Raw genomic sequence first — 17,169 nt, forward strand, 5'->3', positions numbered from 1 at the left:
GATGGAGCTGCTTTTCGCCTCGGCCGTCGGGCTGCTGACCGCCTGCGGCATCTATCTGATCCTGCGCCGGCGCAGCTTTCCGGTCATCATCGGGCTGTCGCTTCTGTCCTATGCGGTGAACCTGTTCCTGTTCGCCAGCGGCCGGCTGGCGGTGAACAGGCCGCCGCTGCTGCACGAGGGCGCCGCGGGCTACACCGACCCCATCCCGCAGGCGCTGGTGCTGACGGCGATCGTGATCTCGTTCGGCATGACGGCGGTCATCGTGATGATCGCGCTGAGCGACCACCTGACCTCGCGCGACGACCGGGTGGACGCGCCGGCGGGCGGCGCGGCGGATGACGGCGTCGAGGCGCCCGCGGCGCAGGAGGACGCGCGATGAGCCATCTGCCGGTTCTGCCCATCGTCCTGCCCGCGGCGCTGGCGGCCTTCATCCTGATGACCATGCGCCACCATCTGGAGCTGCAGCGCATCTTCTCGATCGCCGGTTCGGTCGCGCTGACCGCGATCGCGGCGCTGCTGGTCGCGCGCGCCTCGGACGGGCAGGTGCATGTCTACGAGCTGGGCGACTGGCCCGCGCCTTTCGGCATCGCGCTGGCGCTCGACCGGCTGTCGGCGATGATGGTGGCGCTGACGGCGCTGCTGCTGCTGGCGGTCACGCTGTATGCGGTCGGGGCGGGCTGGGATGCGCGCGGGCGCCATTTCCACGCGCTGCTGCAGTTCCAGGCCATGGGCGTGTGCGGCGCCTTCCTGACCGCCGACGCCTTCAACCTGTTCGTGTTCTTCGAGATCCTGCTGATCGCCTCTTACGGTCTGATGATCCATGCCGGCGGCGCCGAGCGGCTGCGCGCGGGGTTCCAGTATGTGGCCTACAACCTTCTGGGCTCGACGCTGTTCCTGTTCGCGATGGGCGCGCTCTACGCGGCGACGGGCACGCTCAACATGGCCGATCTGGGCGTGCGCATCGCCCAGCTGCCGGCCGAGCACGCGGCGCTGGCGCGGGCGGGCGCGGCGCTGCTGATCCTGGTCTTCGCGGTCAAGGCCGCGGCGCTGCCGGTGCATTTCTGGCTGCCGGGGGCGTATGCGGCCGCGCCGGGCCCCTCGGCGGCCATGTTCGCGATCCTGACCAAGGTCGGCGTCTACGCCATCTTGCGCATGCGCGCGACGGCCTTTCCCGAAAGCGCCCCGGCGCTGGCCGGGCTGTCCGAGGCGTGGCTGCTGCCCGCCGCGCTGGCCACGGCGCTGATCGGCGCGGCCGGCGTGCTGGGCGCGCGCGGCATGGCGCGCCTTGCGGCCTTCGGCACCATCGCCTCGGTCGGCACGCTGCTGATCGCGGCGGCGCTGTTCACGCCGCAATCGGCGGCGGCGGCGCTCTACTACATGCCGCATTCGACGCTGGCGGCGGCGGTCATGTTCCTGGCCGCCGACATGGTGACCGAGCGGCGCGGCGACGCCATCGCGCCCGGGCCGCGCATGGCCCATCATGCGCTGGTGGCGGCGGTGTTCTTCCTTGGCGCGGTGGCGCTGGCGGGGCTGCCGCCGCTGTCGGGCTTTCTGGGCAAGCTGATGATCATGGACGCCGCGCGCGGCCATGAGCGCGTGGCGTGGATCTGGGGCGTGATCCTGGTCGCGTCGCTGATCACGCTGATGGGGCTTGCCCGCGCCGGCAGCGACGTGTTCTGGCGTCCGGCCGAGGGCGAGGGCCGCGCCGAGAACCGCGAGCAGGACGAGGACGACGCCGCCGCCGGGCCCGGCCCCGCCGCGCCGGCGCAGCCCTCGGCGGCGTTGACCTTCGTCGCCGCCTTCGCTCTGCTGGCGGCGCTGGCGGCGCTGACGGTCCTTGCGGGGCCGGCCATGCGCTATGCCGACGCGGCCGTGGCGCAGCTGTTCGACGCCGGCGCCTATGCCGACGCCGTTCTGAGGAGGCCCTGAGCATGCGTCTGATCCGCGCGCTGTTTCCGCACCCGACGCTTTCGCTGCTGCTGACGGCGGTGTGGGTGGCGATGGCCAACACCTTCACGATCAACTCGCTGGTTCTGGGGGCGATGCTGGGCGTGGCCATTCCGATCTTCACGCGCGCCTACTGGCCCGACCGGCCGCGGCTGCGCAGCCCGCTGCGGGTGGCCGAGTATGCGGCGGTGGTGCTTTGGGACATCGTCATGGCCAACATCGCCGTGGCGCGGCTGGTGCTGTTCCGGCGCAACGCCGATCTGCGCCCGGCCTGGATCGCGGTGCCGCTGGATCTGCGCCACCCCGAGGCGATCACCGCGCTGGCGGGCACCATCACCATGACGCCGGGCACCGTGTCGTGCGACGTCTCCTCCGAGGGGCGCGCGCTTCTGGTGCATTGCCTGCATGCGCCCGATCCCGACGCCGTGCGCGACGAGATCAAGCAGCGCTACGAGCGCAGACTGATGGAGATTTTCGAATGATCGCGCTGGCCCTGGACTTCGCCTTCGCCTGCTTCGGCGCCGCGATGCTGATGAACATGTGGGTCGTGGCCGCCGGCCGCACGGTCGAGGACCGCATCCTTGCGCTCGACACCATGGTCATCAACGCCATCGCCCTGCTGATCCTGCACGGGATCTGGGCCGGAACGGCGGTGTTCTTCGAGGCGGCCATGATCATCGCCATGCTCGGCTTCGTCTCGACCGTGGCCTATGCGCGCTTCATCCTGCGCGGCAACATCATCGAATGAGGGGCGGGCATGTCGCAGGCGGCTGAAATCCTGATCGCGGCGAGCCTTGCGGTGGGCGGCGTGTTCGGCCTGGTCGGCTCTTACGGCCTGATCAAGCTGCCGAACCTGGTCATGCGCCTGCATGCGCCGACCAAGGCCACCACGCTGGGCGTGGGCGGGGTGCTGATCGCCTCGATGCTGCATTCGTGGTTCGCGCTCGGGCGGTTCTCGGTGCACGAGCTGCTCATCACCATGTTCCTGTTCCTGACCGCGCCCGTCACGGCGCATTTCATCGCCAAGGCGCATATCCACCGCCGCCTGAGCGCGCGCGATCTGCCCGCGCCGCAGGTCGATCGGGGGTGGGCGACGCTCGAGCGGCCCGAGGACGGCTCCCCCGACGGCGACCCCGGCGAAAAGGCCGAAGGCGCGCAGCCCGGCGGCGGGAACTGACCCGGACCCCGGCCGGCGCGCCGACCCCGCTCCGGCCGCGCTCTGGCCCCGCGCTGATCTCGCTCGAGCCCCGCTCTGGCTCGCCCGCCGGTCAGCGCGTGCGCAGCGCGTCGAGGTCCGCGGCGTGGTCCACGTCGCGCAGCGTTTCGGCGAAGGCCACGCGGCGCCCGGCGAAGGCGCGCAGCGAATCGCTCAGCGCATGGGGGCTTGACCAGCGCACCCCCTGGAACAGGCCGGGCGGGGGCGGCGCGGCGCCGCGCGCCAGGCCGACCAGCCAGAAGCCGCCATCCTCGGCCGGGCCGAACACCGCGTCCGCGCCGCGCAGCAGGGCGAAGGCCCGGGCGATTCGCGCGCGATTCGCGCCGGGCACGTCGCCGCCCACGATCAGCGCCGGTCCGGCGGGCGCGTCGCGCAGCGCGCGGGCCATGCGCGCGCCCAGATCGCCGCGCCCCTGGGGCATGCGGCGCAGATGCGCGGGCCAGACGCGGCTGGTCAGCCCCTCGGCGTCGGGCGAGACGGCAAGGATCGTCTCCCAGCGCGGATCGCGCGCCAGCTCGCGCGCCGTGCGCAGCGCCTGCGCGCGGAACCAGCGCGCGGCCGCGGTCGCGCCCACATCGCGCGCAAGGCGGGTCTTGACGCGGCCGGGGCGCGGCTCCTTGACGAACAGGATCACCCGGGGGCGGCGCATGGCGCGGGGAGGGTCGGCGAAGGCGCGTCCGGGCAACGCGAAACCCCCGCAGGCCTTGCGGCCGGCGGGGGCGTCGAGCGCCATCGACGGCGCGGCGCGCTCAGCCCTGGCGGGCCTTGAAGCGGCGCTGGGTCTTGTTGATGACGTAGACGCGGCCCTTGCGGCGCACGACGCGGCAGTCGCGATGGCGCGCCTTCAGGGAGCGAAGCGAGTTCTTGACCTTCATCTTTCTCTCCGTGGCGAAGGCGCGGCGTGCCCGTCGGAGCCGGCGCCCTGTCAGCTTCGGCCCGCGCGCCCGGACCGTGGGCGCCGCAAGACCGCGAAATGGGATCGCGCCGGCGCGCAACGCTCCGGCCCGCGGGTGATAGCCGAGGAATCGGCCCGACGCAAGAGCCCCGCCTCTCCCCGCGCCGCGCGCCGCGCCCGCGCTCGAGCGCGCGCCGCGGGACATGGCGCCGCGGGCCCGGCGCCCAAGCGGGAACGGTCGCGGGGCGCGCCGCGCGGCGCGGCGTCCGGCGACGGGCGGGCGCGGGCGACCGGCCCCGGCGCGGGCTTGACGGCCGCCGGGGCCGCCGCTTCACTGCCCGCGCCGCTCAGGAGCCGCGACATGCCCCAGCTTCCGCTCTTCGAACAATCGCCCCGCGACCCCGCCTTCGTGCAGGACCCCTTCCCGGCCTATGAGCGCATGCGCGCGCTGGGGCCGGCGGTGTTCTGGCGCGACTATGGGATGGCGGTGTTCGCGCGCCACGCCGACGTGGCGGCCCTGCTGCGCGACCGGCGGCTGGGCCGCGCCCCGGCGCCCGAGCTGGCCCCGCAGGGGCCGCCCGCCGACGCCTTCGACGCCTTCGAGCGCCTGTCCCTGCTCGAGCGCGAGCCCCCCGACCACACCCGCCTGCGGGCGCTGGTCAACCGCGCCTTCACCTCGCGCGCCATCGCCGGCTTCGCGCCGCGCATCCGCGCCGTCGCGGCCGGGCTGGCCGACGCGCTGCCCGCGGAGGAAGCCGATCTGATGCGCGCCTATGCCGAGCCGCTGCCCGTGCGCGTCATCGCCGAGCTGCTGGGCGCCCCGCCCGAGGCGGCGGCGCAGATGCGCGCCTGGTCGCACGACATGACGGCGATGTATCGCTTCGCCCCGCCGCCCGGCGCGCGGGCGCGCGCCAACGCCGCCGCCCAGGCCTTCGGCGCCTTCATGGCCGAGGTGATCGAGCGCCGCCGCCGCGCGCCGGAGCGGGCGTTGATCGACGCGCTCATCGCCGCCGAGCAGGACGGCTCGCGCCTGAGCCGGGACGAGCTGATCGCCACCTCGATCCTTCTGATGAACGCGGGGCACGAGGCCACGACGCTGGCGATCGGCCTGGCGCTGAAGCTGGCGCTGACCGGGGCGGCGACGCCCGCGGCGCTGGCCGCCGAGACGGGGCCTGACGAGGCGCTGCGGCTGGACCCGCCCATGCACCTGTTCACGCGCCATGTGCGCGAGGATCTGGAGCATGCCGGCGCGACGCTGCGGCGCGGGCAGGTGATCGGGCTGGCGCTGGGCGCGGCCAACCGCGACCCGGAGCGCTTCGCGCGCCCCGAGCTCTTCGACCCGCGGCGGCCGGGGCTGGCCGGGCATGTGGGCCTGGGCGCGGGCATCCATTTCTGCGTCGGCGCGCCGCTTGCGCGGCTCGAGATGCGCGCGGCGGTCGCGGCGCTGTTCGCGCGCTGGCCGCGCATCCGCCTGATCGAGGCGCCGCGCTTCGAGGACCGCTACCACTTCCGCGCCCTCGGGGCGCTGCGCGTCCGCCCGGCCGGCTGACCGGCGCCTTGCCGCTTGCGCCGGGGCGGCGCCTCGGCCGATGGTGAGAGGGTCCGAATCCGCCGCAAGGAAACCCCATGCTCGATCCGCTTCTGCCCACCTCGATCTCGGCCGCGACGCTGGCCTTCCTCGTCTTCGCGCTGGTGCTGGTCTTCCTGTCGGTCAAGGCCGTGCCCCAGGGCGAGGAATGGACCGTCGAGCGCTTCGGCCGCTACACCCGCACCCTGCGGCCGGGCCTGAACTTCCTCATCCCGCTGATCGAGCGCGTGGGCGCGCGCATCAACATGATGGAGACCGTGCTCGACATCGACAGTCAGGAGGTCATCACCCGCGACAACGCCCGCATCCAGGCCGACGCCATCGCCTTCTACCAGGTGGTCGACGCCGCCGCGGCGGCCTACGAGGTGCGCGACCTGGAGCGCGCGCTCAACAACCTGACCATGACCAACATCCGCACCGTGATCGGCGCCATGGATCTGGACGAGGTGCTGTCGAACCGCGACGCCATCAACTCGCGCCTCCTGACGGTGATCGACGCGGCGTCGAACCCCTGGGGCGTGAAGGTGACGCGGGTCGAGATCAAGGACCTGACCCCGCCCGAGGACATCACCGCCGCCATGGCCAAGCAGATGAAGGCCGAGCGCGAGAAGCGCGCCGAGGTTCTTCAGGCCGAGGGCGAGAAGCAGGCCGCCATTCTCAAGGCCGAGGGCTTCAAGGAGGCCCAGATCCGCGAGGCCGAAGGCCGCCGCGCCGCCGCCTTCCTCGACGCCGAGGCGCGCGAGCGCCAGGCCCGCGCCGAGGCCGAGGCGACGCGCATGGTCTCCGAGGCCATCGCGGCGGGCGACGTGCAGGCGGTGAACTACTTCGTCGCCCAGAAATACGTCGAAGCCCTGCGCGACGTGGCCGCCGCGCCCAACGCCAAGACGGTGATGATCCCGCTCGAGGCGTCGGGGGTGATCGGCTCGGTCGCCGGCGTGGCCGAGCTGGCGCGCGCCGCCGGGCTTGGCGGCGGCGCGGCCGGCGGCCGGGGCTGAGGGCGCGTCATGGACATTTTCGCCTTTCTCGACGGCGCCTCGCCCTGGGGCTGGGCCGCGCTGGCCGTGGGGCTTGCCGCGGTCGAGATGCTGATCGGCTCGTTCTTCCTGCTGTGGCCGGCGCTGGCGGCGGCGCTGACGGCCATGGCGCTGATCTATGCGCCCGATCTGAGCGGCGCGGCGCAGATCGGGCTGTTCTCGGGCGCGGCGGCGCTGCTGACGCTGGGCGGGCGCTGGGCGGCGCGGCGGCTGGGGGCGGCGCGGTCCGGGCGCCCCGAGCTCAACCGGCGCGAGGCGCGGCTGACCGGGCGCGTGGCCGTGGCGGTCGAGCCCTTCGAGGCGGGCGAGGGCGCGGTCGAGATCGACGGCGTGCGCTGGAGGGCCCGCGCGGCGCCGGATGCGCGCATCGACAAGGGCGCGCGGCTGCGCGTCAGGCGCGCCGAGGGCATGACGCTGATCGTCGCGCCCGTTAACCATTAGTGAACGATTGTTGAGGCAAATTTTTCCGCTTAATATGCGCCCCGTATGTTTTTGTTGATGGGGTCCGCCCGGCAGGGGCGGGCAGGGGGCGTTGCGATGAAACGGTTCATGAAACATTTCGCCGCCGCGGCGATGGCGGCGGGCGTCGCCTGCGGCGCGATGGCGCAAGAAGGCGCGCCGGCGCGCGAGTGCGGCGTGGAGTATGTGGTCGTTCCCGGCGACACGCTGGGCGTGATCGCGCGCAAGACGCTGGGCGACGAACGCCTGTTCGACCTGATCCACCTCGTCAACCGCGCGGCGATCGGCCCCGATCCGAACCGCATCGAGATCGGGCAGAGGCTGCGCATCCCCTGCCCGGACGATCTTCTTGCGGCGCGCGTCCAGCTTGACGAGGCGGCGGACGGCGCCTCCGCCGCGCCCGCCTCCGTTCCTGCCTCCGATCCCGCCGCCGATCCCGCCGCCGATCCTGCCGGGGCGCTTGCCGCCGACCCCCTTCCCGCGCCGGCCCTGCGGCGCGAGGTTCCCGGCGCGCCGCTCTTGCGGCTGGTCACCTTCGACCGCAATCCGCCCCTCAGCGGCGCGGATCTGCCGGCGGGCGGCGTGCTGACCGACCTTGTCGGCGCCGCGCTGAGCGTCGGCCGCCCCGCCTTCGGCTACGAGGTCGTCTTCGTCGACGACCCGGCCGCCATGCGCGGCCCGCAGGCGCGCGCGGATCTGCATTTCCCCGCGGTCGCCCCCGACTGCGCCGCGGGCGCGTCGCTGCCGCCGGCCGCGCGCGCGCGCTGCGCGGCCGAGCTGTTCTCGGACCCGTTCTTCGAGATCCGCGTCGGTTATTTCGTCGGCCCGCGCAGCGACTACCGCCGCGCCAAGGCGCCGGCCGATCTGCGCGGGCTGCGCCTTTGCCGGCCTGCGCGCATGCCCGTGGGCGATCTCGAGGCGCGGGGCCTGACCGATCCCGAGGTGTCGCTGGTGCGCGGGCGCGACCTTGACTATTGCCTGCGCGCGCTGCGCATCGGCGAGGTGGACGTGGTGTCGGCCGAAACCGTCCGCGTGAACGAGGCGGCGGAAAGGCTGGGCTATGTGAACTGGGCGGTCGAGCTCGAGCCGCTGTCGCAGACCCTTCCGCTGCGCGCCGCCGGTCCGCGCACGGCGCGCACGCGCCGGGCGCTCGAGGCGCTCGACGCCGGCCTTGCGCGCCTGCGGTCCGATGGCGGGTGGTTCCGGATCGTCTCGCGCCACGCGACGGGCGCCGCGGCGACGAACTGATCTCCAGACGCCCCGGCGCGCGCCGCGGCGACGGACCGATCCCCAGGCGCCCTGGCGCGCGCAGCAGGGACGAGCCGATCCCTAGGCGCCCTGGCGCGCGCCGCTCAGGGCGCGCACCATCTCGTCCAGCCGCTCGAGCTCGGGATCGCGCAGCCCAAGCTCGCGCAGATGCGCGACGGTGTTGTGCAGATACTCGGCGTTCGGGCCGGCCGGACCGACCGAGGCGGCGATGATCCGCGCCTGTTCGTCAAGCGGCAGCGGCGCGTAGTGGGGATGCGCCTGGTTCATCAGGTAGCAAAGCGCGCGCACCCTGCCGCCGTCGCGCAGCTCGATCTCGTGAAAGGTCTCGAGATAGCTGTCCTCGTCCATCTCGCGATGGTTCAGATAGGCGTGCGCCTCGGCTGCGCTCTCGGCCGGCACGCGAAAGGCCGCGCCGTCGCACCACGCGCCCGGCGCCCGGTCCAGCGCCAGCACCAGCCCCGGCGCCCGCGGCGTGCCCCGGTAGCGCACCGAGCGCAGGCAGAAGGCGCGCCGATAGCCATGGATGCGCGCGATGCGCCGCTCGGCATAGGCGAAGCCGGGCCGCCACAGCAGCGAGCCATAGCCGAACACCCACAGATCGCCCTCGGCGCCCGCCGCCTGCGCCGCGTCGGCGCGCCGGTTCGCGGTCTGTCCGTCATGCATGGCTTTCTCCGCGTCTCGGGCCGGTTTCGCGCCTGCCGGGCCTCGCGCGCCGGCCCGTGCCGGCGTATATAGCGCCCAGCCGCGCAAGCCAAGCGCGGCGCGCCGAAGGGCGGCGAAGGAAAGGGCGGGCATGCTGTTCAGGGTCAGGCTTTTGATTGCGGCCGTGGTCGTCGCGGCGTTGGGGTGGAGCGCATGGTGGTGGATCGGCGCCTCGGCGCAGCGCGCGGCGCTCGAGGGCTGGCTCGAGGCGCGCCGCGCCGACGGCTGGACGGCCGAGGCCGACGCGCTGCGCGTGGGCGGCTACCCCAACCGCTTCGACGCGGTGCTGTCGGGGCTGCGGCTGGCCGATCCGCGGGGCGGCTGGGCGTGGGAGGCGCCCGAGCTGCGCAGCTTCATGCTGTCCTACGTTCCCAACCGGGTCATCCTGGCGCTGCCGGCGCGCCAGACCTTCAGGGCGGGCGCGCTTTCGGGCGCGCTCGAGGCGGACGAGCTGCGCGCCTCGGCGGCCGTCGCGCCGGGGCTTGGGCTGGAGCTGGAGCGCGCGGTGATCGAGGGGCGCGGCCTGCGGCTGATCGCCGACGAGGGATGGCGCGCCGAGGCCGCGCGCGGCCTGCTGGCGCTGCGCCGTTCGCCCCGCGCGCAGGGGCTGGCGAACGCCTATGACGTCGCGCTCGCGCTGGGCGCGCTGGGCCTGCCGCGCCAGGCGGCCGACGCGCTGGCGGGGCTGTGGGACGAGGGGGCGTCGCTGGACGCGGACATGATCGCGGCGTTCGACGCGCCGCTCGACCGCCGCGCGGCAGAGGGCAGGGCGCCGCGGCTGACCCATCTGCGCATCCTGAGCGCGCGGGCGGGGGGCGCGGCCCTGCGCCTCGAGGCGAAGGGCGAGCTGGCCTTCGACGCCCAGGGCCGGCCAGAGGGGCGGCTTGATCTGCGCGTGAGCGACTGGCGCGCGGCGCTCGAGGCGCTGCGGCGCGCGGGGCGCATCGCCGCGGCCGATGCGCGCGACGCGCAGTGGGTCTTGTCGCTGCTGGCCGGCGGGGCGGACGCGCTCGAGGCGCCGCTGCGCTTCGCTTCGGGCGGCGTGTTCCTGGGGCCGCTGCGGCTGGGGCCGGCGCCGCGGCTGGGCATCGCCGCCGCGCGGCGCGGCGCGCCCGGCTGAGGGCGCGGGCGGGGCTCAGCGGCAGACGGGCGGCCCCTCATGGGCGCGCACGTCAAGATGGAAGTGGTCGGCATGGGGGGCGTCATGCTCGGGCCCCAGCGTCGTGCCGAAGCTGGCGCAGCCCGCGCGCCAGGCGCCGCGCAGAAAGCGCCCTGCGACGCCGCGGCCCCAGTGCCGCCGCACCAAGATCACCCGCCCGTCCGACAGCACGAAGGCGGCCACGTCCACGGCGTTGCCCGCCGCATGCTCGGACAGCCGCGCGCCGGGGCGCCCATAGAGCGGCCGGCATTGATACGAGCCGCTGGGCCGCACCGCCGCCAGGTCGAAGCCGAGGCGGCGCGCATGGGCGCGGGTGCGCGCGATCCAGTCGGCGAAGGCGCGCGCCGTGCGGCAGTTGACCACGATCGGCTCGAGCAGCGCGACGCCGTCCGCGCGTTCGACGCGCACGGGTTCGGGCACGCCGCAACGTCCCGGCGCCTCGATGGGATCGAGGGCGCGCCCGCGCAGCCGCGCGTCGCCGCACAGCCCCGCCGCCGCGCCGGCCGCCTTGGCCGTGGGCCCTGCCGGCAGCGCGGCCAGCAGCCCCGCCAGCGCCAGGGCGGCCGCGCGCGGGCGGCCGGCGCGGCGGCGGGCTTCGCGCCGCCCGGGGCGCGCGGCGAAGGTGCGCTGCGCCGGCGTGTCCCGGGGCGCGTCGCCGGGCGCATGGCGAGGGCTGCGCGCGCGCGACATGGCCGCCCTACTCGCGCCGCGCCGCTCCGGGGGCGGGCGTCTCGTCGTCCGCGGCGGGGGCCGGAGCCGGGGCCGCGGTGGGGGCCGGGGCGGGGGCCGCATCGGCGCCCGGCCCCGCGCCCAGTCCTGCGCCCAGGTCCGCATCCTTGTCTGGGCCTGCGCCCTGATCCTGATCCCGGGCCGAGGCCTGCGGGTCGGCGCCCGCTGCGGCCGGCGCCTCGGCGCTGCGGGCGGGCGCGGGGCGCGAGGGCTTCACGCGCCCGAAATCCGGCGCGGCGGTGTCCTGGCCGGCCTCGATGATGCCGCGGCGGATGGCGCGGGTGCGGGTGAAGTAGTCGAACAAGAGGTCCCCGTCGCCCATGCGGATGGCGCGCTGAAGGACGAACAGCTCTTCGGTGAAGCGGCCCAGGATCTCGAGCGTCGCCTCCTTGTTGTTGAGAAACACGTCGCGCCACATGGTCGGGTCGGACGCGGCGATGCGCGTGAAGTCGCGAAAGCCGGCCGCGGAATACTTGATGACCTCGGAATCCGTGACCCGGCGCAGGTGGTCGGCGACGCCGACCATGGTGTAGGCGATCAGATGCGGCGCGTGCGAGGTCACCGCCAGCACCAGGTCGTGATGGGCGGGGTCCATCTCGTCGACATTGGCGCCGCAGCCCTCCCACAGCCGGCGCAGCCGCGCGACCTGGCCGCGGTCCGAGCCGGGCAGGGGGGTGAGGATGCACCAGCGGTTGTCGAACAGCTCGGCGAAGCCTGCCTCGGGGCCCGAATGCTCGGTGCCCGCAAGCGGGTGGGCGGGGATGAAATGGACCTCCTGGGGCAAGTGAGGGGCCACGGCCTCGATCACCGCCGCCTTGACCGAGCCCACATCGGAAACCACCGCGCCGGGCTTGAGCGCCGGGGCGATGGCGCGGGCGGTCGCTTCCATGGCGCCGACCGGCACGCACAGGATGACCAGATCGGCGTCGCGCACGCATTCGGCCGGGGCGGCGAAGACCTCGTCGCAAAAGCCCAGCCGCGCCGCGGTCTCGCGCGTGGCGGCCGAGCGCGCATGCCCCACGATCCGCCGCGCCAGCCCCGCGCGCCGCGCCGCCCAGGCGATGGACGAGCCGATCAGCCCCAGCCCGATCAGCGCCACCGTGTCGTAGATGGGGCCTTCGGCCTGCGCGCGCGCGGCGGCGGCGTCCACCGCCGCGGGGCGCGGGCCGGCGTCGCGCGCGGCGCCGGCGGAGGCGCCCGTCGCCGCGGCGGAGGCGGGCGCGGCTGGGGTGGGCGCGGCGGGGGCGCGTTCGGCGGGGGCGGGTCGGGCGGGGGCCGTCGGCCCCTGGTTCGGCCCGGCGTTCCGGGCGGCGGGCGCGTCGTCGCTCATGCCGATCCCTCCTGATCTTCGCGGGCGAAGCGCGCGGCCAGCTCGGCCACCAGGCGGCAGGCCTCTTCGTCGCCGACGGTGATGCGGATGTGCTCGGGCAGCTTGTAGCCCGCCACCTTGCGCAGGATCACCCCGCGCGCCTTGAAGAAGGCGTCCATGCGCTCGACCCGTCCGGCGCCGACATGGGCGAGCAGGAAGTTTCCCTCGGAGGGCAGGCAGGGCATGCCCGCCGCCGCAAGCCGCTTGGCCAGCCAGTCGCGCCAGACCTCGTTGCGCAGGGCGCAGGTCTCGCGCCATTCGAGGTCGCGGATGGCGGCCTCGCCGGCCTCGAGCGCGGGGGTGGACAGGTTGAACGGTCCGCGGATGCGGTCGAGCGCGTCGATGACGTGATCGGGCGCGTAGGCCCAGCCGATCCGCAGCGCCGCCAGGCCGTGGATCTTCGAGAAGGTGCGCGTCATCACCACGTCGTCGCGCATGCGCGCCAGCCGAGCGCCGGCGTCGTAGCCGGGCGCGCGGACGTATTCGGCATAGGCGCCGTCAAGCACCAGCAGCGCGCGCGCCGGCTTGAGTCGGGCGAGGCGGGCGATCTCGTCCGCGCCGACCAGCGTGCCGGTCGGGTTGTTGGGGTTGGCCACGAAGATCAGGCGCGTGCGCTCGGTGCAGGCGGCCAGCAGCGCGTCGACGTCGGTGCGCATGTCCTTCTCGGGCGCCTCGACGGGCGTGGCGCCGGCGGCCAGCGCGCTGATGCGATACATGCCGAAGCCGTGTTCGGTGTGCAGCACCTCGTCGCCGGGGCCCGCATAGGCTTGGCACAGCATCGAGATGATCTCGTCCGAGCCGGCGCCGCAGATGATGCGCTCGGGCTCCAGCCCCTCGACCTCGGCGATGGCGGCGCGCAGGCGCGCATGGCCGCCGTCGGGGTAGATCGCCAGCCGGTCGGCCGCCGCGGCGTAGGCGGCGACGGCGCGCGGCGAGGGTCCGTAGGGGTTCTCGTTGGACGACAGCTTGATGGCCCGGTTCGCCCCCGGAACCGCGCTCTCGCCGCCCACATAGGGCGCGATGCTCAGGATGCCGGGCTGGGGCTTGATGACGGGATGAGGCTTGGTCATGTGCCGCGTCTTGTTCCGACCGCCGGCTCTGGCGCGCCCGCCGGCGGATGGGCGCGCCAATGACTTACCCGGGAATGCGGGCGCGCGCCAGCGCCGCGCGCGCTCATGTCTTCAGCTTCCAGCCGCTGCGCAGCAGCGCCCATGCCGCCGTCCACAGCGCCGCCGTCAGCCCGGCCGCGACCGCCGCCCCCGTCCATGGCGCGCCGCCCGCGCCGGCGTCCGACAGGCCGATGGCGCCGTAGCGAAAGCCGTCGATCAGGTGAAAGACCGGGTTGAAGTGGCTGGCGGTCTCGAGCGCGGGGGGCAGGTCGCGCACCGAGTAGAAGGTGCCCGACAGGAAGCTGAGCGGCGTGACGACGAAGTTGGTGATCGCCGCCATCTGGTCGAACTTGTCGGCCGCGATGCCCGCGATGACGCCCGCCAGCGCCATGATCGCCGATCCGGCCAGCGCATAGCCCAGCAGCCAGAGCGGATGCGCGGGCGCGACCCCGGCCATGGCGAAGGCCGCGCCGCCGGCCAGCAGCGCCACCGCCAGGCCGCGCGCCACGCCGCCGAAGACGTAGCCGAACAGGATCTCGGTCGGGCTGAGCGGCGGCATGAGCGTATCGACGATGTTGCCCTGCACCTTCGAGATGATCAGCGAGGACGAGGTGTTCGCGAAGGCGTTCTGCAGCACCGCCATCATGGCGACGCCGGGCGCCAGGAAGGCGGCGAAGGGCACGCCCTCGGTCTCGCCGCGCCGGGCGGCGAAGGCGACGGTGAACACCGCCATGAACAGGATCGTCGTCGTCATCGGCGCCAGCAGCGTCTGCGTCCAGACATTGGCGAAGCGCAGCGTCTCGCGCATGCACAAGGTCCATGCGCCCAGCAGGTTGAAGCGTCCGAAGCGCCGCGCCCCCATCCGGCCCGCGCCGCCGCGGGCGGGGGCGTCTTGCAGGTGCGGGGCGGTGGGCTGGGTCATGACGTTCTCCGCTGCAGGGTCGGGATCGTGGCGCCCGGGGCGCCGCGCATCTTGTAACGGGCGCGGCGCGGGTTACAATAGGCCCGAGCGGGGAGGCCTTCTGCGGAGGCCTTCCCCAGCCGCGCGCCCGGCCGGTGCGCGGCGCTTGCATTCGTCAATCAGGAGACTCAGCGCATGTCGTGGACCGACGAGAGGGTCGAGGCGCTCAAGACCATGTGGGCCGAGGGCAAGAGCGCCAGCCAGATCGCCAAGGCGTTGGGCGGCGTCACCCGCAACGCGGTGATCGGCAAGGTGCATCGCCTGGGTCTGTCGAACCGCGCGGCCGCCAAGCCGGCCGCCGAGCCCGCGCGCGAGCGCCCCGAGCCCAAGGCCGAGCGCGCGCCCAAGGCCGCGCCCAAGGCCAAGCCGGCCGAGGCCGAGGCCCCGGCGGCCCAGCCCGCGCCGGCGCCCCAGCCCGCGCCCGAGCCGGCCGCCGCCCGCCCCGCCCCCCAGCCCGAGCCCGAGCCCGAGCCGCGCCCGGCTTCCGCCCCGGCCGCGCAGCCCGAGGCGCCGGTCGTCGCGCGCCGCGGCGGGCCGGGGGCCGGACCGCAGCCGCCCGCGCCCTCGGAGGTGTCCGAAGAGGCCCGCCGCCGCCTTGAAGAGGTCGAGAAGAAGGCCCGCCGCCTTTCGCTGCTCGAGCTGACCGAGCGCACCTGCAAATGGCCCATCGGCGACCCGGCCACGGACGACTTCTATTTCTGCGGCCTGCCCGCCCATGGCGGCAAGCCGTATTGCGAGGATCACGTCGTCATCGCCTATCAGCCCATGAGCCCGCGCCGCGACCGTTCGCGCTCGCGCTGAGGCGCGGCTCAATCGGCCAGCGGCAGCCACAGCGTGAAGCGGCTGCCGCGGCCCGGCGCGCTTTCGATCTGCAGCTCGCCGCGATGGCGCGTCATGATGTGCTTGACGATCGCCAGCCCCAGACCCGTGCCGCCCTGGTCGCGGCTGCGCTTGACCGAGACGCGGTAGAATCGCTCGGTCAGGCGGGGGATGTGCTCGCGCGCCACGCCCTCGCCCTGATCCTCGACGCAGATGCCCGCCATGCGCGGGCGCAGCGGGTCGGCGGGGGCGGGGCGGACGCGCACGGGCTTGCCGCCGCCGTATTTGAGCGCGTTCTCGATCAGATTGCCCAGCGCCTGCGCCAGCTGGTCGCGGTCGGCGCGCACGACGGGGCCGGGCTCGGGGGCGGCGAGCTCGATCGTCACGCCGCGCGCGCGGGCCATGGGCTCGAAGGCGGCGGCCGCCTCGCGGGCGGCGGCGTGCAGGTCGAGGCGCCCGGACGGGGGCACATGCTCGTCCAGCTCGATGCGGCTGAGCGACAACAGGTCGTCCACCAGCCGCGACATGCGCTCGGCCTGCGCGCGCATGATGGCCAGAAAGCGCGCCTGCGCCTCGGGGTCGTCGCGCGCCGGGCCCGACAGCGTGTCGATGAAGCCCATGATCGAGGCCAGCGGCGTGCGCAGCTCGTGCGAGGCGTTGGCCACGAAATCGGTGCGCATCTGCTGGGCGCGCACGTCGCGCGTGCGGTCCTCGAGCGCGCAAAGCGCGCCGCCCTCGTCCTTGCTCAGATGCGCGCGCAGCCAGCGGCCGGGTCCCGAATGCATTGCGAACTCGACCGCGCGCGGGGCGCCGTCGCGCAGCGTGTCCTTGAGCGCCGCCACGAATTCGGGATGGCGAAAGCAGGCCGCGTGATGCACGCCCGGCGCGGCGCGCGGCACAAGCGCGCGCGCGGCCGCGTTGGCGAAGGCGATGCGCCCCGCGCGGTCGATGGCCAAAAGCGCGACGGGCACGGCTTCGAGCGCGTCGCGGCCCTCGGGCGGCGCGGGGGGCGGCCCTGCACGCGGGGGGGACGGCGCGGTGTCGGAGTCGGGGGCGGGGTCTGAGGCGCGCGCCTGCGCGGCGATCCACAGGCCCAGCGCCGCCGCGCCCGCCGCGGCCAGCCCCGCCGGCCCGGCGCCGGCCGCCGCCGCCAGCGTCGCCGCGGCAAGCGACGCCGCGCCCGCGCCCAGCGCCGCCCGGCGCTCCTTCGCATCGCGCCCCGAAGCCATCGAGCCTCCCCTTCCGCGTCCCGGCCTAGCGCGTCCGCGCCGCATCTTCGGCGACGCCGGCGCTCATAGCACGAACGCGCCTTTCGGCGAAGCGCGGTTGCATTGACGAAATCGTCATATATCTGTTTGACCATGCCGATGCGGCGAACCTGTCGGCGGCCGGGAAACTGGTGCGATGATCCGATACGCGTTGAAATGCAAGGCGGGGCACGCCTTCGAAAGCTGGTTCCAGTCGAGCGAGGCGTTCGACCGTCTGCAGGCGGCCGGCCGGCTGAGCTGCGCGGTGTGCGGCGGCGCCGAGGTGGAGAAGGCGCTGATGGCGCCGAACGTGGCGGCCTCGGCCGAGGGGCCGGCGCGCCCCTTGTCCGAGCCCGCCAGCCCGGCCGAGGCGCTCTTGCGCGCGCTGCGCGAGCGGCTTGAGCGCCATGGCGAATATGTCGGCCGCGACTTCGCGCGCGAGGCCCGCGCCATTCACGCCGGAGAGGCCGATGCGCGCCTGATCTACGGCGAGGCCAGCGTGGAGGAGGCCCGGGCCCTGCTGGAAGAGGGCGCGCCCGTCGCGCCCTTGCCGTTTCCAGTCCGGCGTGACGGTTGAGATCGCGCATGACGGGCGTTGACCCTTGCCGTGCGGGCCTCTATGCGCCACCTTTTGATGTGACGCGGCGCAGATGATCGGGCCGTCCC

Annotated in this window: 19 protein-coding genes and 1 pseudogene; 12 read left to right on the forward strand and 8 right to left on the reverse strand. The window is 74.5% G+C overall.

Translation table 11 applies throughout. The annotated features are described in order from the left end of the window. Position 1 precedes the first annotated feature (1 nt). Genes LY05_RS00225 through LY05_RS00245 form a run of 5 tightly spaced genes read left to right on the forward strand, consistent with a single transcriptional unit; the run spans position 2 to position 3,124 of the window. A complete protein-coding gene (locus LY05_RS00225) occupies positions 2-379 on the forward strand; it encodes a Na+/H+ antiporter subunit C (RefSeq protein WP_148921682.1) in 378 nt (125 codons plus the stop codon). Further along, the gene (locus LY05_RS00230; protein ID WP_148921683.1) at positions 376-1,929 is read left to right on the forward strand and encodes a monovalent cation/H+ antiporter subunit D; all 1,554 of its coding nucleotides are present in this window, start codon (positions 376-378) and stop codon (positions 1,927-1,929) included. Before LY05_RS00225 ends, LY05_RS00230 begins: the two co-directional genes overlap by 4 nt. A 2-nt stretch (positions 1,930-1,931) precedes the next feature. After that, positions 1,932-2,429 carry a Na+/H+ antiporter subunit E gene (locus LY05_RS00235; protein ID WP_072746488.1) on the forward strand — a complete coding sequence of 166 codons (498 nt, stop codon included), beginning with the start codon at positions 1,932-1,934 and terminating at the stop codon, positions 2,427-2,429. Then, complete coding sequence (locus LY05_RS00240) at positions 2,426-2,695, forward strand: K+/H+ antiporter subunit F (protein WP_072746487.1); 270 nt, start codon at positions 2,426-2,428, stop codon at positions 2,693-2,695. The genes LY05_RS00235 and LY05_RS00240 overlap by 4 nt, the downstream gene beginning before the upstream one ends. A 9-nt stretch (positions 2,696-2,704) precedes the next feature. Then, positions 2,705-3,124 (forward strand): Na+/H+ antiporter subunit G, encoded by a 420-nt coding sequence (locus LY05_RS00245; RefSeq protein ID WP_148921684.1) that lies wholly within the window; start codon positions 2,705-2,707, stop codon positions 3,122-3,124. A 91-nt stretch (positions 3,125-3,215) separates the two neighbouring features. Here the strand turns inward: LY05_RS00245 and LY05_RS00250 are convergent, their stop codons facing one another. Together LY05_RS00250 and ykgO are read right to left on the reverse strand one after the other, a co-directional pair. Further along, a complete protein-coding gene (locus LY05_RS00250; protein ID WP_148921685.1) occupies positions 3,216-3,812 on the reverse strand; it encodes a TIGR04282 family arsenosugar biosynthesis glycosyltransferase in 597 nt (198 codons plus the stop codon). A gap of 100 nt (positions 3,813-3,912) precedes the next feature. After that, a complete protein-coding gene (gene ykgO, locus LY05_RS00255; RefSeq protein WP_072746485.1) occupies positions 3,913-4,038 on the reverse strand; it encodes a type B 50S ribosomal protein L36 in 126 nt (41 codons plus the stop codon). A 381-nt stretch (positions 4,039-4,419) separates the two neighbouring features. Here ykgO and LY05_RS00260 point away from each other — a divergent pair, with 381 nt between their 5' ends. The 4 genes from LY05_RS00260 (at position 4,420) to LY05_RS00275 (ending at position 8,387) form a co-directional block, all read left to right on the forward strand. Further along, positions 4,420-5,607 (forward strand): cytochrome P450, encoded by a 1,188-nt coding sequence (locus LY05_RS00260; RefSeq protein ID WP_148921686.1) that lies wholly within the window; start codon positions 4,420-4,422, stop codon positions 5,605-5,607. A gap of 77 nt (positions 5,608-5,684) precedes the next feature. Beyond that, positions 5,685-6,641 carry an SPFH domain-containing protein gene (locus tag LY05_RS00265; RefSeq protein WP_148921687.1) on the forward strand — a complete coding sequence of 319 codons (957 nt, stop codon included), beginning with the start codon at positions 5,685-5,687 and terminating at the stop codon, positions 6,639-6,641. 9 nt (positions 6,642-6,650) lie between these two features. Then, positions 6,651-7,121 (forward strand): NfeD family protein, encoded by a 471-nt coding sequence (locus LY05_RS00270; protein ID WP_148921688.1) that lies wholly within the window; start codon positions 6,651-6,653, stop codon positions 7,119-7,121. A gap of 108 nt (positions 7,122-7,229) precedes the next feature. Continuing rightward, on the forward strand, positions 7,230-8,387 hold the full coding sequence (locus LY05_RS00275; protein WP_148921689.1) for a LysM peptidoglycan-binding domain-containing protein: 1,158 nt from the start codon (positions 7,230-7,232) through the stop codon (positions 8,385-8,387). Between the two features lie 81 nt (positions 8,388-8,468). Here LY05_RS00275 and LY05_RS00280 read toward each other — a convergent pair whose 3' ends face one another. Next, the gene (locus tag LY05_RS00280; protein WP_083581163.1) at positions 8,469-9,071 is read right to left on the reverse strand and encodes a gamma-glutamylcyclotransferase; all 603 of its coding nucleotides are present in this window, start codon (positions 9,069-9,071) and stop codon (positions 8,469-8,471) included. Between the two features lie 130 nt (positions 9,072-9,201). Here LY05_RS00280 and LY05_RS00285 point away from each other — a divergent pair, with 130 nt between their 5' ends. Next, positions 9,202-10,230 (forward strand): DUF2125 domain-containing protein, encoded by a 1,029-nt coding sequence (locus LY05_RS00285; RefSeq protein WP_170258709.1) that lies wholly within the window; start codon positions 9,202-9,204, stop codon positions 10,228-10,230. A gap of 15 nt (positions 10,231-10,245) precedes the next feature. Here the strand turns inward: LY05_RS00285 and LY05_RS00290 are convergent, their stop codons facing one another. The 4 genes and pseudogenes from LY05_RS00290 to LY05_RS00305 all read right to left on the reverse strand — a co-directional run bounded on the left by LY05_RS00290 (position 10,246) and on the right by LY05_RS00305 (position 14,338). Then, positions 10,246-10,959: an extensin family protein gene (locus LY05_RS00290; protein WP_148921691.1), complete on the reverse strand. Its 714-nt coding sequence runs from the start codon at positions 10,957-10,959 to the stop codon at positions 10,246-10,248. 250 nt (positions 10,960-11,209) lie between these two features. Beyond that, a pseudogene (locus tag LY05_RS00295) lies at positions 11,210-12,148 on the reverse strand (prephenate/arogenate dehydrogenase family protein); the annotation flags it as partial. Between the two features lie 176 nt (positions 12,149-12,324). After that, positions 12,325-13,437, reverse strand: coding sequence for a histidinol-phosphate transaminase (gene hisC, locus LY05_RS00300; RefSeq protein WP_072746478.1), 1,113 nt, complete (start codon positions 13,435-13,437; stop codon positions 12,325-12,327). 103 nt (positions 13,438-13,540) lie between these two features. Beyond that, a complete protein-coding gene (locus LY05_RS00305) occupies positions 13,541-14,338 on the reverse strand; it encodes an ABC transporter permease (RefSeq protein ID WP_148921990.1) in 798 nt (265 codons plus the stop codon). Positions 14,339-14,572: 234 nt separating this feature from the next. Between LY05_RS00305 and LY05_RS00310 the strand changes: the two genes are divergently transcribed. Continuing rightward, positions 14,573-15,238 carry a GcrA family cell cycle regulator gene (locus LY05_RS00310; RefSeq protein WP_148921693.1) on the forward strand — a complete coding sequence of 222 codons (666 nt, stop codon included), beginning with the start codon at positions 14,573-14,575 and terminating at the stop codon, positions 15,236-15,238. Positions 15,239-15,246: 8 nt separating this feature from the next. Here the strand turns inward: LY05_RS00310 and LY05_RS00315 are convergent, their stop codons facing one another. Then, complete coding sequence (locus tag LY05_RS00315) at positions 15,247-16,485, reverse strand: sensor histidine kinase (RefSeq protein ID WP_148921694.1); 1,239 nt, start codon at positions 16,483-16,485, stop codon at positions 15,247-15,249. A gap of 175 nt (positions 16,486-16,660) precedes the next feature. Between LY05_RS00315 and LY05_RS00320 the strand changes: the two genes are divergently transcribed. Further along, a complete protein-coding gene (locus tag LY05_RS00320; RefSeq protein ID WP_148921695.1) occupies positions 16,661-17,080 on the forward strand; it encodes a DUF1178 family protein in 420 nt (139 codons plus the stop codon). The last annotated feature ends 89 nt before the right edge of the window (positions 17,081-17,169 follow it).

The sequence above is a fragment of the Oceanicella actignis genome (assembly GCF_008124525.1).
GTDB lineage: Bacteria > Pseudomonadota > Alphaproteobacteria > Rhodobacterales > Rhodobacteraceae > Oceanicella > Oceanicella actignis.

Excerpts from the sequence above, each read along its gene's own strand:
- LY05_RS00225 (WP_148921682.1), top strand. The coding sequence starts at position 2 with ATGGAGCTGCTTTTCGCCTCGGCCGTCGGGCTGCTGACCGCCTGCGGC.
- LY05_RS00230 (WP_148921683.1), top strand. The coding sequence starts at position 376 with ATGAGCCATCTGCCGGTTCTGCCCATCGTCCTGCCCGCGGCGCTGGCG.
- LY05_RS00235 (WP_072746488.1), top strand. The coding sequence starts at position 1,932 with ATGCGTCTGATCCGCGCGCTGTTTCCGCACCCGACGCTTTCGCTGCTG.
- LY05_RS00240 (WP_072746487.1), top strand. The coding sequence starts at position 2,426 with ATGATCGCGCTGGCCCTGGACTTCGCCTTCGCCTGCTTCGGCGCCGCG.
- LY05_RS00245 (WP_148921684.1), top strand. The coding sequence starts at position 2,705 with ATGTCGCAGGCGGCTGAAATCCTGATCGCGGCGAGCCTTGCGGTGGGC.
- LY05_RS00250 (WP_148921685.1), bottom strand. The coding sequence starts at position 3,812 with ATGCGCCGCCCCCGGGTGATCCTGTTCGTCAAGGAGCCGCGCCCCGGC.
- ykgO (WP_072746485.1), bottom strand. The coding sequence starts at position 4,038 with ATGAAGGTCAAGAACTCGCTTCGCTCCCTGAAGGCGCGCCATCGCGAC.
- LY05_RS00260 (WP_148921686.1), top strand. The coding sequence starts at position 4,420 with ATGCCCCAGCTTCCGCTCTTCGAACAATCGCCCCGCGACCCCGCCTTC.
- LY05_RS00265 (WP_148921687.1), top strand. The coding sequence starts at position 5,685 with ATGCTCGATCCGCTTCTGCCCACCTCGATCTCGGCCGCGACGCTGGCC.
- LY05_RS00270 (WP_148921688.1), top strand. The coding sequence starts at position 6,651 with ATGGACATTTTCGCCTTTCTCGACGGCGCCTCGCCCTGGGGCTGGGCC.
- LY05_RS00275 (WP_148921689.1), top strand. The coding sequence starts at position 7,230 with ATGAAACATTTCGCCGCCGCGGCGATGGCGGCGGGCGTCGCCTGCGGC.
- LY05_RS00280 (WP_083581163.1), bottom strand. The coding sequence starts at position 9,071 with ATGCATGACGGACAGACCGCGAACCGGCGCGCCGACGCGGCGCAGGCG.
- LY05_RS00285 (WP_170258709.1), top strand. The coding sequence starts at position 9,202 with ATGCTGTTCAGGGTCAGGCTTTTGATTGCGGCCGTGGTCGTCGCGGCG.
- LY05_RS00290 (WP_148921691.1), bottom strand. The coding sequence starts at position 10,959 with ATGTCGCGCGCGCGCAGCCCTCGCCATGCGCCCGGCGACGCGCCCCGG.
- hisC (WP_072746478.1), bottom strand. The coding sequence starts at position 13,437 with ATGACCAAGCCTCATCCCGTCATCAAGCCCCAGCCCGGCATCCTGAGC.
- LY05_RS00305 (WP_148921990.1), bottom strand. The coding sequence starts at position 14,338 with ATGGGGGCGCGGCGCTTCGGACGCTTCAACCTGCTGGGCGCATGGACC.
- LY05_RS00310 (WP_148921693.1), top strand. The coding sequence starts at position 14,573 with ATGTCGTGGACCGACGAGAGGGTCGAGGCGCTCAAGACCATGTGGGCC.
- LY05_RS00315 (WP_148921694.1), bottom strand. The coding sequence starts at position 16,485 with ATGGCTTCGGGGCGCGATGCGAAGGAGCGCCGGGCGGCGCTGGGCGCG.
- LY05_RS00320 (WP_148921695.1), top strand. The coding sequence starts at position 16,661 with ATGATCCGATACGCGTTGAAATGCAAGGCGGGGCACGCCTTCGAAAGC.